At 62.2% G+C, this 14491-nt stretch carries 14 protein-coding genes; 12 read left to right on the forward strand and 2 right to left on the reverse strand.

The features are described 5' to 3' along the window. Window positions 1–194: 194 nt before the first annotated feature. The 4 genes from C7T36_RS17760 (at window position 195) to C7T36_RS17775 (ending at window position 4500) form a co-directional block, all read left to right on the forward strand. On the forward strand, window positions 195–1814 hold the full coding sequence (locus tag C7T36_RS17760) for a circularly permuted type 2 ATP-grasp protein (protein ID WP_045067891.1): 1620 nt from the start codon (window positions 195–197) through the stop codon (window positions 1812–1814). Between the two features lie 40 nt (window positions 1815–1854). Beyond that, entirely contained in the window at window positions 1855–2826 is a 972-nt protein-coding gene (locus C7T36_RS17765) for an alpha-E domain-containing protein (protein WP_033232943.1), read from the forward strand. Between the two features lie 8 nt (window positions 2827–2834). Then, window positions 2835–3665 (forward strand): transglutaminase family protein, encoded by an 831-nt coding sequence (locus C7T36_RS17770; protein ID WP_045066967.1) that lies wholly within the window; start codon window positions 2835–2837, stop codon window positions 3663–3665. A 61-nt stretch (window positions 3666–3726) separates the two neighbouring features. Continuing rightward, window positions 3727–4500, forward strand: a complete 774-nt coding sequence (locus C7T36_RS17775; RefSeq protein ID WP_033232946.1) for an aquaporin — start codon at window positions 3727–3729, stop codon at window positions 4498–4500. A 52-nt stretch (window positions 4501–4552) separates the two neighbouring features. On the opposite strand, the gene C7T36_RS17780 is transcribed toward C7T36_RS17775, so the two are convergent. After that, on the reverse strand, window positions 4553–5071 hold the full coding sequence (locus C7T36_RS17780) for a type II toxin-antitoxin system PemK/MazF family toxin (RefSeq protein ID WP_106939766.1): 519 nt from the start codon (window positions 5069–5071) through the stop codon (window positions 4553–4555). A gap of 118 nt (window positions 5072–5189) precedes the next feature. Here C7T36_RS17780 and lepA point away from each other — a divergent pair, with 118 nt between their 5' ends. Together lepA and C7T36_RS17790 are read left to right on the forward strand one after the other, a co-directional pair. After that, window positions 5190–7082, forward strand: a complete 1893-nt coding sequence (gene lepA / locus C7T36_RS17785) for a translation elongation factor 4 (RefSeq protein WP_033232951.1) — start codon at window positions 5190–5192, stop codon at window positions 7080–7082. 6 nt (window positions 7083–7088) lie between these two features. Next, window positions 7089–8024 (forward strand): nitronate monooxygenase family protein, encoded by a 936-nt coding sequence (locus tag C7T36_RS17790; RefSeq protein ID WP_045066971.1) that lies wholly within the window; start codon window positions 7089–7091, stop codon window positions 8022–8024. Window positions 8025–8059: 35 nt separating this feature from the next. On the opposite strand, the gene C7T36_RS17795 is transcribed toward C7T36_RS17790, so the two are convergent. After that, a complete protein-coding gene (locus C7T36_RS17795) occupies window positions 8060–10018 on the reverse strand; it encodes a glycoside hydrolase family 15 protein (protein ID WP_045067892.1) in 1959 nt (652 codons plus the stop codon). 83 nt (window positions 10019–10101) lie between these two features. On the opposite strand from C7T36_RS17795, the gene C7T36_RS17800 reads away from it, so the two are divergent. The 6 genes from C7T36_RS17800 to C7T36_RS17820 all read left to right on the forward strand — a co-directional run bounded on the left by C7T36_RS17800 (window position 10102) and on the right by C7T36_RS17820 (window position 14484). Then, window positions 10102–10344 carry a hypothetical protein gene (locus tag C7T36_RS17800; RefSeq protein WP_033233174.1) on the forward strand — a complete coding sequence of 81 codons (243 nt, stop codon included), beginning with the start codon at window positions 10102–10104 and terminating at the stop codon, window positions 10342–10344. A 122-nt stretch (window positions 10345–10466) separates the two neighbouring features. Next, a complete protein-coding gene (locus tag C7T36_RS30790) occupies window positions 10467–10556 on the forward strand; it encodes an Ms4533A family Cys-rich leader peptide (protein ID WP_309599224.1) in 90 nt (29 codons plus the stop codon). A gap of 203 nt (window positions 10557–10759) precedes the next feature. After that, window positions 10760–11791 (forward strand): sulfate ABC transporter substrate-binding protein, encoded by a 1032-nt coding sequence (locus C7T36_RS17805; protein WP_045066974.1) that lies wholly within the window; start codon window positions 10760–10762, stop codon window positions 11789–11791. 7 nt (window positions 11792–11798) lie between these two features. Next, the gene (gene cysT / locus C7T36_RS17810) at window positions 11799–12644 is read left to right on the forward strand and encodes a sulfate ABC transporter permease subunit CysT (protein WP_033232957.1); all 846 of its coding nucleotides are present in this window, start codon (window positions 11799–11801) and stop codon (window positions 12642–12644) included. Continuing rightward, complete coding sequence (cysW, locus tag C7T36_RS17815) at window positions 12644–13450, forward strand: sulfate ABC transporter permease subunit CysW (protein WP_033232959.1); 807 nt, start codon at window positions 12644–12646, stop codon at window positions 13448–13450. The genes cysT and cysW overlap by 1 nt, the downstream gene beginning before the upstream one ends. Further along, the gene (locus C7T36_RS17820; protein WP_033232961.1) at window positions 13447–14484 is read left to right on the forward strand and encodes a sulfate/molybdate ABC transporter ATP-binding protein; all 1038 of its coding nucleotides are present in this window, start codon (window positions 13447–13449) and stop codon (window positions 14482–14484) included. Before cysW ends, C7T36_RS17820 begins: the two co-directional genes overlap by 4 nt. The last annotated feature ends 7 nt before the right edge of the window (window positions 14485–14491 follow it).

A 14491-nucleotide genomic window follows, 5' to 3' on the forward strand; every position in this document is an offset into this window, starting at 1 on the left:
AAAATCCTTGTCGTCTTTAGCTGGTTACGGTCGAGAAAGCTGTGGGCGCACTGATGCACCGACTGGCAAGATTACCAGTCCAGGGTCGAATATCCCAAACCGCCGCACGATGCGCCTGATTGAGAAGGTTACACGGGGTTTGCGGGGATGTTTCCGCACTGCTCAAATCGCGGACGTGTAGCAGCATGTTTGCTATGACGCCGACGGCAGACAATGTGGTGAATACAGGCTCGGCCACGACGCGGGCGCGTCCCTCCGGAGTGTTCGACGGATATGCGGACATCGGTCGCTACGAGTTGGCTTTCGACGAGATGTTCGACGCCGACGGATCAGTGCGAGAGTCCTATCGAGGGGTGTACTCCGCGCTGGCGCCGACGAGCAGTAAGGACCTCGGGGCCCGCGCAGACGCACTTGGTCGCGCCTTCATCGATCAGGGGGTGACGTTCTCGCTCTCGGGGCAGGAAAGCCCCTTCCCGTTGGATGTGGTTCCGCGCGTTATCGCGGCGCAGGAGTGGGCGCACCTCGAAAAGGGCATCAAACAACGGGTCAAAGCGCTGGAGTTGTTTCTGGCAGACATTTACGGCGAACAGCGGATTCTGCGTGATCACGTGCTTCCCCGGCGGCTGGTCACCTCGTGTGAGCACTTCCACCGGGAGGCCACGGGAATTGTGCCGCCCAACGGCGTGCGTATTCACGTGGCCGGGATCGACCTGGTCCGGGACGAAGTCGGTGACTTCCGGGTGCTAGAGGACAATCTGCGATCACCGTCCGGGGTCTCCTATGTGATGGAGAACCGTCGGACAATGACGCGGGTGTTCCCGGACCTGTTCATGTCGCACCGGGTGCGTGCTGTCGGTGATTATGCAACTCATTTGCTGCGCGCCCTGCGAGCCGGTGCGGCCACGAACGAAGCCGACCCAACTGTGGTTGTTCTCACACCGGGTGTCGCGAATTCGGCGTACTTCGAACACTCGCTGCTCGCGCGACAGATGGGTGTCGAGTTGGTGGAGGGCCGCGACCTCTTCTGCCGCGACAACGTCGTCTACATGCGCACGACGGAAGGTGAACGTCAGGTCGACGTGATCTACCGACGGATAGACGATGACTACCTCGACCCGATGCACTTCCGCCCGGACTCGATTCTCGGTGTGGCCGGCGTGCTCAACGCGGCCCGGGCGGGCAACGTCGTGATTTCGAGTGCTGTGGGAAACGGAGTCGGAGACGACAAACTTGTCTACACCTATGTGCCGCAGATCATCGATTACTACCTCGGTGAGAAACCGTTGCTGCAGAACGTCGACACGTTCCGTTGCTGGCTCGACGACGAGTGTGAGGAAGTACTCGACCGCGTCGCGGAACTGGTGATCAAACCCGTCGAGGGGTCCGGTGGGTACGGCATCGTGTTCGGCCCGGACGCGAGCCCGGCGGAACTGGCCGAGATCACCGGAAAGATCAGAGCCGATCCGCGCGGCTGGATCGCTCAACCGGTGGTGCAGTTGTCGACAGTGCCCACGAAGATCGGGGACGTGTTGTCGCCGCGTCATGTCGATCTGCGTCCCTTTGCGGTCAACGACGGTGACGACATCTGGGTATTGCCCGGCGGGTTGACTCGCGTGGCGCTCCCGGAAGGCTCGTTGGTGGTCAACTCGAGCCAAGGCGGGGGAAGCAAGGACACGTGGGTATTGGCCGCGGCGACATCAACCGACGCCGGGGAACTGGCGGGTGAGGAACTTGTCGGCGAACCGCCGGAATCCGCAGAACCTGACAAGGGCCCGGAACTGACTCCGTCACAACTGAATCAACAACAACAGTGATCACGCCGAAGCGATCAACAGAACGGAGTGTGATGTAAGGATGCTTGCCAGAAATGCCGAATCTCTCTACTGGATCGGCCGTTACGTGGAACGGGCCGATGACACCGCGCGCATCCTCGACGTGACCGTCCACCAACTGCTCGACGACACGACCCTCGATCCGGATCGAACGTCGCGGTTGTTACTTCGGGTCCTCGGAATCGACGCGCCGGAAGAGGAACTGGATGTGCGGTCGCTGACGGATCTTGTTGCGTTCAGTCGCAATCAGGTCGGATCGATCGTCGACTCACTGTCGAGCGCCCGGGAAAACGCTCGTGGCGCACGTGAGGTGACGTCCAGTGAGATGTGGGAGTGCCTGAACACGACGTACAACGGATTGGGGGAGCGCGAGCGAGCGTCGCGCTACCTCGGGCCACACGAGTTCTTCCGCTACGTCGAGGAACGCGCGGCAATGTTTGCGGGACTGGCGGATTCGACGCTCAGCCGCGACGACGGTTACCGGTTCCTGCTGTTGGGTCGCTCCATCGAGCGAGTCGACATGATCGTGCGCATGCTGCTGGCCCGTGCGGGGGACAAGCCGACGTCGCCTGCCTGGGTGTCGGTGCTGCGCTCGGCCGGCGCGCACGACACGTACCTCCGTACCTACCGTGGTGCTCTCGACGCGAACCGGGTCGTGGAGTTCATCCTTCTCGATCGGCTGTTTCCGCGGTCGGTGTTCCACTCGATTCGGCAAGCGGAGAAGTGCCTGGAGGAACTGGACCCGCAGCAGGCCAGCCGGGTCGGGATCCGCGCTGAGGCCACCCGATTGCTCGGTAGGGCACGAAGTGAGCTCGAGTTCCTCCCCCAGGGAGTGTTGCTCGAGGATTTGCAGTTGAGACTGTTGGGTTGGCAGGAGACGTGTCGCGAACTGGGTGAGGCTATTTCGTTGCAGTACTTCCATGCCGCGCCATGGGTCGCGTGGACTGACGCAAGTGCTGTCTACGCCGAGGCGACTGTGGAGGGGGAACTGTGAGTTGGCGAATGAGGGTTGTACACACGACCGGATATGCCTACGAAGCTCCGGTGACGTCGTCGTACAACGAGGTGCGACTGACTCCACGGGGTGACAACCGGCAAACTGTCATCTTGAACCGCGTCGAGACCCAACCGGCTTCGCGTGCCTACCGGTACACCGACTATTGGGGTACTGCGGTGACGGCTTTCGATCTTCATGCGCCGCATAAGGAACTGGAAGTCACCGGTCTTTCCGTTGTCGAGACGGAACCGTTTGTCGCGCCGGAAGAAAAGGTCGGCTGGGACGAGTTGGCCGGTAATTCGATCAAGGATCGGTTCAACGAACAATTGAGTTTCACGGATTATGTCCCGCGAGACGAGAAGTTCACGGCAATTGCCGAAGAATTGCGACAGGGTTTATCGCCGGAGGAAGCGGTAGTGGCCGTGTCGAAATGGGTGCACAGCGAAATGTCGTATGTGCCCGGGACTACCGGCGTCCACACGTCGGCGGTCGAAGCCTGGGCCGCACGCGAAGGTGTGTGTCAGGATTATGCGCATTTGACACTCGACATACTGCGCACCATGGGAATTCCGTGTCGATATGTTTCCGGATATCTGCATCCGACGCGCGATGCCGCTATCGGGGACACGGTGGTCGGGGAATCACACGCCTGGATCGAGGCGTGGACGGGTGCCTGGTGGGGATACGACCCGACAAACGTGATAGCTGTGAATGAACAACATGTCGCGGTCGGGATAGGTCGGGACTATTCGGATGTGCCGCCGCTGAAGGGAATCTATTCCGGCGGTCGATCGACAGATCTCGAAGTTGTTGTGGAGATCACTCGCCTTGCGTAAAGTCCGGCAAATCTAGACGCGTGAGCATTACTGCCGTTTCATTGACGAAGAAGGTGGGAATATGTCTCCAACTGCACAGGAATTAACCGAGGTCGAACCGATTTCGGACGTCAAGAAATATGTGGCCGAAGCGGTGGGGACATTTGTACTGGTGTTCTCCGCCGTCGGCACCGCCGTATTTGCCGGTGCGAAAGTCGGAAACCTCGGAGTTGCTCTGGCTTTCGGTTTGACCTTGCTGTTTCTGGTGTACGCCATCGGCCCGATTTCGGGTTGTCACGTCAATCCCGCGGTGACCGTCGGCCAATTTGCCATCGGGCGAATCTCGGCAGTGAATGCGGGCATCTACATCGTCGCTCAGATAATCGGTGGTCTTCTTGCAGGTGTTGTCATCTACACCGTCGCAAACAGCCTTCCTGCCTACAACAGAGTCGCAGACGGCCTGGGTGCTAACGGCTGGGGAGCGCACAGTCCGTCGGCCGAGAAGAACCTCCTGGGAATGGTGGTGTCCGACGGCTACGGCATCGGCGCCACGATGATCATCGAGATCTTGCTGACCGCGCTTCTGGTGTTCGTCGTTCTGGCGTCCACCGACCAGATCTCCGACGTTCCGCTGGCCGGAGTGTCCATCGGCTTCACGCTCGCCGTGATCCACCTGATCTCGATCCCGATCGACAACACGTCCGTGAACCCCGCCCGCAGCCTTGCCGTCGCCCCGTATCAGGTCGGTGCCATGGGCCAAGTGTGGCTGTTCATCGTGTTCCCGATCATCGGCGGCGCACTCGGCGCACTGATCTACCGCGCGTTGTTCGGCCGATTCAATCGCTTGAACAGCTGAGCCGCCTCAACAGTTGAGCGATTTCGGTAGTGCTTTGTCCTTCGGGTCGGCTTCAGCTCCAGCTGAAGTCGGCCCGAAGTTTTGTGGCCACCAGCTCGAACTTCTTACGGTCCATGACGGCTCCTTCGCGGCGAATACCGGCTTCCGGGACGTCGAGAACACGATCCAACCTGATCCAACTTGGGCGGCCTTCGCTGTCCCACGGGCCGGACTCGATGGCGACCCAATCTCGCTCGCCGTTGCGCTTGCTCTGCGACGACAGCATCAAGCCCAGGAGTGTGTCCCCGTCTCGGCCGACAACCAGAACCGGGCGGTCCTTGCCCTGCGTCGGGTCCTCTTCGTAGGCGACCCAGGTCCAGACGATCTCGCCGGGATCGGCTTTGCCGTCGAGATCGGGGGAGTATTCGACCTTGCGGGCGCGATGCGCGGTGGGGACGGTGCGCGCCGCGACCGGTCGGCCGGACGTGCCCGTCGACGCGTTCGACGACTGCAGTTGGCGTAGCAGTGTCGGGCCCTTGTCCAGAGCGAAGTTACCGAGGGTTCTGCCGAGCTGCTTCCACATGCTTGCCATGGCGACCGAGCATAATCGCATGGTGCGCGGGAACCCTGAGCGCTTGGTGCGGGCACACCCGAGTGCTCTGTGCGGGAACCGCTGGCGCGGCGGCGGTGAGACTTGGATATCCTAAGGGTTGACAGTGGCCCGGATCCGGGCCGGTGCCGGTCCGATTAAGGGGTCTCCCATCAGCAGCTTCGCCGACAAGACGTTCACGGATCCTGCGCAGATCCGGAACTTCTGCATCATTGCGCACATCGACCACGGTAAGTCGACGCTGGCAGACCGCATGCTGCAGCTCACCGGCGTGGTCGAAGAGCGGGCGATGCGCGCGCAGTATCTGGACCGCATGGACATCGAGCGCGAACGTGGCATCACCATCAAGGCCCAGAATGTGCGCCTGCCCTGGACTGTCAACGGTGAAGAGTTTGTCCTCCACCTCATCGACACCCCCGGCCACGTCGACTTCACGTACGAGGTCTCGCGTGCGCTCGAAGCGTGTGAAGGCGCGATCCTGCTGGTCGACGCAGCTCAGGGCATCGAAGCTCAGACGCTGGCCAACCTGTACCTGGCGATGGAGAAGGATCTCAAGATCATTCCCGTCCTCAACAAGATCGACCTCCCGGCTGCCGATCCCGACCGCTATGCCGAGGAAATTGCGCATATCACCGGCTGTGAACCCGGCGATGTCCTGCGCGTCTCGGGTAAGACCGGCATGGGCGTCAAGGAACTGCTCGACGAAGTAATCGTGCAGATTCCCGCACCGGTCGGTGATGCCGACGGTCCGGCTCGCGCGATGATCTTCGACTCGGTCTACGACGCGTATCGCGGCGTGGTCACGTACGTGCGTGTTGTCGACGGCCGGATCCGTCCGCGCGAGAAGATCACGATGATGTCCACCGGCACCACGCACGAACTGCTCGAGGTCGGCATCATCTCGCCCGAGCCGAAGGCCAGTATCGGCCTGGGTGTCGGCGAGGTGGGCTATCTCATCACGGGTGTGAAGGACGTTCGTCAGTCGCGAGTCGGCGACACCGTCACCACCACGCGCAACGGCGCCACACAACCGCTCGTCGGCTACCGCGATCCCAAGCCGATGGTCTACTCGGGTCTGTACCCGATGGACGGCTCGGACTACCCCGTTCTGCGCGACGCTCTGGACAAGCTTCGCCTCAACGACGCGGCCCTGGCATACGAGCCCGAGACATCGGTTGCTCTGGGATTCGGTTTCCGCTGCGGCTTCCTGGGACTGCTGCATATGGAAATCACCCGTGACCGTCTCGAGCGCGAGTTCGGTCTCGAACTGATTTCCACGGCGCCCAACGTCGTGTACCGCGTCGTGATGGAAGACGGGTCCGAGGTCATCGTCACCAACCCGTCGTACTGGCCTGAAGGCAAGGTTCGTGAAGTGTACGAGCCGGTCGCCAAGTGCACCGTCATCGCGCCGAGCGAGTACGTCGGCGCCATCATGGAGCTGTGCCAGTCGCGTCGTGGTGAGCTCGGCGGCATGGACTACCTGTCGGAGACCCGCGTCGAACTGCGCTACGAATTGCCCATGGGCGAGATCATGTTCGACTTCTTCGACGCGCTCAAGTCCCGCACCAAGGGCTACGCCAGCCTCGACTACGAAGAGGCCGGCGAGCAGCAGGCAGACCTGGTGAAGGTCGATATTCTGCTGCAGGGCGAGGCCGTCGACGCGTTCTCCTCGATCGTTCACCGCTCCAACGCCGGTGCCTACGGTGGCCGGATGACATCGAAGCTGCGCGAGCTCATCCCGCGTCAGCAGTTCGAAGTTCCGATCCAGGCCGCGATCGGCGCGAAGATCATCTCGCGCGAGAACATTCGCGCAATCCGCAAGGACGTCCTTGCCAAGTGCTACGGCGGCGACATCAGCCGTAAGCGCAAGCTGCTCGAGAAGCAGAAGGAAGGCAAGAAGCGGATGAAGACCATCGGCCGCGTCGAGGTTCCGCAGGAAGCATTCGTGGCAGCACTGACATCCGAATCGGTCGGCGAGAAGCCCAAGAAGTAGGAGCGCATGATCACCACCTGGTTGTCCCGAGAATTCGGAATCGAGATCCCGGTACTCGGGGCACCCATGGGTGGGCGGGCCGGTGGCGCTCTCGCCGGCGCGGTCTCCGCTGCCGGTGGGCTGGGTCTGCTGGGGGCGGCCAGGTACAACACACCCGAGTGGATCGAGGCCGAAGCCGACGTGGCTCGCTCGATCGGCGGGAAATTCGGTGTCGGGCTCATGACGTGGTCACTGCCCGAGAACGAATTGATGCTCGACACCGCGATAGCGGTCAAACCGACCATGATCACCTTGTCGTTCGGTGATCCCGCCGCCTATGTCGGCCGCATCCACGATGCCGGGATTCCCGTTGTGTCACAGATCAATACGCTCGAAGACCTCCGCGTTGTCGAGGCCGCGGGAGTGGACGCCGTCATCGCGCAGGGCGGTGAGGCCGGCGGGCACACCGGCCGCATCGGAACTCTCCCGCTGCTGCAGGAGATCCTCGAAGCAACCTCGCTGCCGGTGCTCGCTGCGGGTGGGATCGGGACCGGGCGCGGTCTGGCCGCGGTTCTTGCTGCCGGCGCGGAGGGCGTGATGATCGGGACCGCGTTGCTCGCCAGCCCCGAAACTGTCGGCCCGGATTACGCGCGTGATCGCGTCGTCGAAGCCGGGAGTGCGGACACCGTCTACACGTCCGTGTTCGACCGAGCGCGCAGTCAGCCGTGGCCGCAGCGTTGGGGTGGCCGAGCCATCGCCAACGACTTCACGGCAGCGTGGGACGGCGTCGATGCCGATGAGGGCACTCTCGCAAAGGCGTACGACCCGTCCGATCCGAACAACGGCGTCGTGTATGCCGGAGAAGCGGTGGGACTCGTGCATGGAACTCACCCCGCCGGTGACGTGGTTCGGCGGATCGGCGCGGATGCGGAGCGCCACCTATCTGCTGTGCGCCTTTCTTGACCGCGGGCGGTTGAGAAAGGCGCACAGCAGGGGACTTACGTCGCGTTGTGCGCAGGCTGGAATGCGCCGGCTTCGGCGGCCTCCTCGGCGCGGATCACGTGCACCACGGCGTTGATCAATGCCAGGTGGGTGAACGCCTGCGGGAAGTTTCCGAGATGACGGCCGGTGTGTGCGTCGATCTCCTCGGCGTAGAGCTTGAGCGGGCTGGCAAATCCGAGTAGACGCTCACACAGGTGCTTCGCGCGCTCGAGTTCGCCGATTTCGACCAACGCCGAGACCAACCAGAACGAACAGATGGTGAATGTGCCTTCCTCGCCGCTCAATCCGTCGTCGGTGGTTTCGACGCGATAGCGCAGAACCAGGCCTTCTTCGGTGAGTTCGTCGGCGATGGCAAGCACGGTTGCCCGGATACGGGGATCGTCGGCCGGGAGGAAACGCAGGAGCGGCGCGAGAAGCAGCGACGCGTCGAGTGAATTGTGGCCGTATCGCTGGGTGAGCACACCACGAGAGTCGACGCCGTGAGCGAGGATATCCTCTTTGATCTCGTCGGCAATGGCGGACCACTGCTGCGCAAAGCTCTTCTCGCCCTGCATTTCTGCGAGCTTGGCGCCGCGGTCGAGAGCAACCCAGCACATGATCTTCGACGACGTGAAGTGTTGCGGTTCGCCGCGCACTTCCCAGATCCCGCGGTCGGGTTGACGCCAATGCTTGATGGCTTCCTCGACCTGCCGCTTGAGGAGCGGCCACAATGCTTCGGGGACACGCTCGCGGGTGCGGATGTGGAGATACACCGAGTCGAGCATGGTGCCCCAGATGTCGTGCTGTTTCTGGTCGAACGCGCCGTTGCCGATCCGTACCGGCCGGGCACCGTCGTAGCCGGACAGGTGGCTCAGTTCGGACTCCTCGAGGGTTCGCTCACCGCCGATGCCGTACATGACTTGCAACGGGTGTGGTTTCCCGTGGTCGGAACTGGAGACGTCGTAGATGAAGTTGAAGAAATCGTTGGCCTCGCGGTCCAGTCCGAGGGTGTAGAGGCCCCAGAGTGCGAAGGTGGAATCGCGAACCCACGCGTAGCGGTAGTCCCAGTTACGTTCTCCGCCAGGTGTTTCCGGGAGTGATGTCGTGGAGGCGGCAAGGAGGGCGCCGGTGGGGGCGTAGGTGAGCCCCTTGAGGGTGAGTGCGCTGCGCTGGAGGTAGGCCCGCCACGGATGGTCGGGGAACTTGCCGATGGTGACCCATTCCCGCCACGATTTTGCGGTCTGCCACATCATCTCGGCGGCTTCGTCGAAGGTCTGCGGCGACGGCAGTTCGGACCACGACAGTGCGACGAACGCGTTGTCGCCCTCGATCAACCGGGTGCGGGCACGGGCTTCGCGCCCCTCGAGTCCGAGGCGCAGATCGGTGGTGAGGCGCAGTGACGGATGATCGCCGGGCCGCGAGGAATGGCACGTGGCCGTCGCTTCCTCGTACACCTTGCCGGTGTACTCCCAGATTGCCGCCCCCCGGTGGTAATCGAAGGCCGGTTCGCAGCTCATTTCGAGTTCGACGGTGCCGCTGACGCACTTCACAGTGCGGAGCAGGATGTGTTCTGCATCCCAGTCGGTGGGTGTGCGCCGATGAGTGCTGGAACGCTTGTCGACGTTGTGCCACGGGCCGAGAACCAACGCGTCGCGCACGACCAGCCATCCCGTCTCGGTCTGCCAGGTGGTCTCGAGAATGAGCCCGCCGGGAAGGTAGCGGCGAGCTGCCGGAACGTTCTGGCCGTACGGGCCGATCCGGAAGTGCCCTGCACTGCGATCCAGGATCGCGCCGAAGACGCTCGGAGAGTCGGGACGCGGGACGCACATCCACTCCACTGATCCGTTCCGGGCGATCAAGCAGGATGTCTCGCAGTCGGACAGAAATGCGTAGTCGTCGATGGGTGGGAAGGTGCTTCGGTGGTGGCCTGCCGTGGTGGAGGGGACGGCCTGCATTACTTCGTCGTCGACACTCATTCGGACATTGTCCGGCCAGATCTGAGGCACGTCCACTCCACAGTCGTTCGGTGCCCGCGGCGGCGAACGATAGGGTGATGAGCGTGGAGCGAATTGCGGGTTGGTGGGACGGCGTGGAGCTGTGGATTGCCGGCCTTCCCTTCATCCCACAGGTCGTGTTGGTCCTTGCCGTTGTTGTTCCACTGTGTGCCGGCATCGCGATCGGTCTGGATCGTGGATTGTCAGCAGTGCTGTCGTCGCCGGTCTTCGAGTGGCTACGACGCACCCCAGCGGCAATCTCCGAGAAAACCCCCGAGAAATCTTTCAGAGAAGTCGAGGAAAACTGATGCCCCGCTCACGGGTCACTCTTGCACTGATCGCCCTGATCCTTCTTTGTATCGTGGCGTGGCTTCTCACTCGTTAGAGATTCGATTCGAGACCGCCGGAATGCTCTGCTAGAGTCCTCGACGTGTCCGAAGCAGCAGCTCCCCAGATCCGCCACCAGTTGGCGTTGATCGCTGTCGGCATGCTTGACGTCGCTGACGTCGCCTGTTGTTGATTTCCCTGTAGTTCGAATTCCTCGGTGGCGCACGTGCGCCCCGCTCGAACTCTTCTGCGCGTAGTTCGCGCCCCCGACCATGGGCATCTTAAAGCCCCGTCGGCTCTTCATGTCCGAACATTCCGATGGATTCAGCCCCAGAGGTCTCGGACTTTCACGCTGTGTCAGCCCTTTTCTGTCAGCCCTCTCGGAAGGTATCTGCAATGAAACGCCGTTCCCGCACACTCCTCACTGCTATCGCGACCATGGGGGCCGTGGTACTCACAGCGTGCAGCGGTGGCTCGAGCGATACCGTCGGCGCCGATACGGTTGCCAGCGACGGTAGCGCCGGCACGATCAACCTGTTTGCCTACGCGGTCCCGAAGCCCGGCTTCGACAAGCTGATTCCCGCCTTCCAGGAGACGGAAGACGGGAAGAACGTTGCGTTCAACCCGTCGTACGGCGCCTCCGGCGACCAGTCGCGCAAGGTGAAGGACGGCGCGGAAGCCGACTTCGTCAACTTCTCCGTCGAGCCCGACATCACTCGCCTCGTCGACGCGGGCCTGGTGGACAAGAACTGGAATCAGGACGCCTACAACGGAATTCCGTTCGGATCGGTTGTCACCATCGTGACGCGTCCCGGAAACCCGAAGGGCATCAAGGACTGGGACGACCTGCTCCAGCCCGGCCTCGAGGTTGTCACCCCGAACCCGTTCAGTTCGGGCTCGGCCAAGTGGAACCTGTTGGCGCCGTACGCGGCAAAGAGTGACGGCGGCAAGAACCCGCAGGCCGGCCTCGACTACATCACCGCGCTCGTCAACGACCACGTCAAGATCCAGCCGAAGTCGGGCCGCGAAGCATCGGAAGCCTTCTTGCAGGGCAGCGGCGACGTTCTGATCAGCTACGAGAACGAAGCACTGTTCATCGAGGGCAACGGAGATCCGGTCGAGCACGTCACCCCGCCGACGACGTTCAAGATCGAGAATCCGGTCGCTGTGTTGTCGAACAGCAAGGTTCTGGATCAGGCAACGGCGTTCAAGGATTACCTCTACACCACCGAAGGCCAGAAGCTGTGGGCCGAAGCAGGATTCCGCCCGGTTGATCCCGCGGTTGCCGCCGAGTTCACCGACAAGTTCCCGGAGCCCACGAAGCTGTGGACCATCACGGATCTGGGTGGCTGGAAGACCGTCGACTCCACACTGTTCACCAAGGACACCGGTTCCATCGCCGTAATCTACGACAACGCAACCAAGTAAGACTGCCGTGACCGACACCATTGAACGCACACCCGTGACCCGCAAACCCAAACTCGCGCGGGTCACGGGAAGCGTCGGGCCACTCGGCATCGGCGTGGCCACACTCTGGCTTTCCATCATCGTCCTGCTGCCGCTCGCGGCGCTGACCGTCACCGCTTTCGACGACGGTATCGCCGGGTTCTGGGACGCCATCACCGCACCGGTCGCGCTGGCGTCGTTGCGGGTGACGCTGTTCGCCTCGATCGTCGTGGCGTTGATCAACGTCGTGATGGGCACGATCATCGCGTGGGTGCTTGTGCGAGACGAGTTCCCGGGCAAGCGAATTGTGAACGCGATGATCGACCTGCCGTTTGCGTTGCCGACCATCGTGGCGTCGATCGTGCTGCTGTCGCTGTACGGGCCGCAGTCACCGATCGACATTCACCTCAACGCAACCCAGCCCGGCCTGATCGTCGCGCTGGCATTCGTGACGCTGCCGTTTGTCGTGCGTTCGGTGCAGCCGGTTCTGATGGAGGTCGATCGTGAAGTCGAGGAAGCGGCAGCGTCTTTGGGCGCGTCCAACTGGACGATCTTCCGTTCCGTTGTGTTGCCGACGCTGGCTCCTGCCGTGATTTCAGGAGCCGGCCTGGCGTTTGCGCGAGCGATCGGTGAGTACGGTTCCGTGGTTCTCATCGGCGGCAACATTCCGCGCGTGACGCAGGTGACGTCGCAGTACATTCAGCAGCAGATCGAAATCGATCGTCCGACCAATGCTGCTGCGGTGTCGGTGGCCTTGCTGCTCATCGCGTTCGTGACGCTGTTCGTGCTGCGTCTCTTCTCTTCTCGGGGTCAACGACGTGAGGAACGCGGCTGATGAACATTTCCACTAAATCGCGGATCGGACTGCGGTCCGTCGCGCTGCTGTACCTGTTCGTTCTTCTTGTGGTGCCGATCGGCGTGATCTTGACGCGCACGTTCGAGAACGGGATCGGCGCGTTCATCGACTCGATCACGACGCCTGCGGCGATTTCGGCACTGAATCTGTCGCTGCTCATCGTGGTGATCGTGGTACCGATCAACGTGATCTTCGGAATTGTCACCGCACTTGCCTTGGTGCGCGGGCGTTTTCCCGGTCGCGGTGTTTTGCAGTCCGTCGTCGACCTGCCGTTTGCGGTCTCGCCTGTTGTGGTCGGTGTGTCGCTGATCCTGCTGTGGGGCGCAAACGGATGGTTCGGCGGAATCGAGTCCTTGGGATTCAAGGTGATCTTCGGATTGCCTGGCATGGTGCTCGCAACCATCTTCGTCACGTTGCCGTTTGTCGTCCGTGAGGTCGAACCCGTCCTGCACGAGATCGGTGACGAGCAGGAGCAGGCCGCGGCGACGCTCGGTGCTTCGGGGTGGCAGACGTTCTGGCGCATCACGTTGCCCGCGATTCGGTGGGGCTTGACCTACGGAATCGTGTTGACCGTTGCCCGCTCTCTCGGTGAATTCGGAGCTGTCATCATGGTGTCGTCGGGCTTCCCCGGGGTATCCCAGACGTTGACCTTGCTCGTGCATTCGCGATACATCGACGATCACAACACCTTTGGTGCGTATTCGGCAGCCACTCTGCTGATGGGCATCGCCATCATTGTCCTGTTGCTGATGACGCTGCTGGACCGCAAGAGGAGCAACACATGATCACAGTGACCGGGGCGCGCAAGAACTACGGTGACTTCGCGGCGCTCGATGACGTGTCCGTCAACATCCCGTCCGGTTCCCTGACCGCACTGCTCGGGCCGAGTGGCTCTGGCAAGTCGACGCTATTGCGGTCGATCGCGGGTCTCGAGCAACTCGATTCCGGCACCATCACGATTGCGGGAAAGGACGTCACCGGCGTCTCCCCGCAGAAGCGTGACATCGGGTTCGTGTTCCAGCATTACGCCGCGTTCAAGCACATGACGGTTCGCGACAACGTCGCGTTCGGTCTCAAGATCCGTAAGCGTCCGAAGCCGGAGATCGAGAAGAAAGTCAACGAACTTCTGGAGATCGTCGGCCTCGACGGCTTCCAGCATCGTTATCCGGCACAGCTTTCCGGTGGTCAGCGTCAGCGGATGGCATTGGCGCGTGCCCTTGCCGTCGATCCGCAGGTGCTGCTGCTCGACGAGCCTTTTGGCGCGCTGGACGCGAAAGTTCGCGCAGACCTGCGCACATGGCTCCGCCGGTTGCACGACGAAGTGCATGTCACGACGGTTCTGGTCACCCACGACCAGGAAGAAGCCCTCGATGTCGCGGATCGCATCGCTGTGCTGAACAAGGGACGGATCGAGCAGATCGGTGAACCTGCCGACCTCTACGATCGTCCGGCCAACGATTTTGTGATGTCCTTCCTCGGATCTGTCGCCAAGCTCAACGGCCAGTTGGTACGCCCGCACGACATCCGGCTCGGCCGCGACCCCAGCATGGCTCTCGCTCAGGAAGCCGGAACCGCAGAATCGCTCGGCGTCACCCGGGCAACAGTCGAACGTGTGGTGTACCTGGGCTTCGAGGTTCGTGTGGACCTGCGCAACGAAGCGACGGGGGAGCTGTTCTCAGCTCAGGTCACGCGCGGAGACAGTGCTGCCCTGCATTTGGAAGCCGGCGAGACGGTGTACGCCCGTGCGACTCGGGTTCCGGACCTTCCGGAAGAGCCGGTGGACTCTCCGACGGTTGTGAGCCTCGTCGGCCAGGTGTGACGCGGTT

Source organism: Rhodococcus sp. AD45-ID, from assembly GCF_003023755.1.
Taxonomy (GTDB): domain Bacteria; phylum Actinomycetota; class Actinomycetes; order Mycobacteriales; family Mycobacteriaceae; genus Rhodococcus_F; species Rhodococcus_F globerula.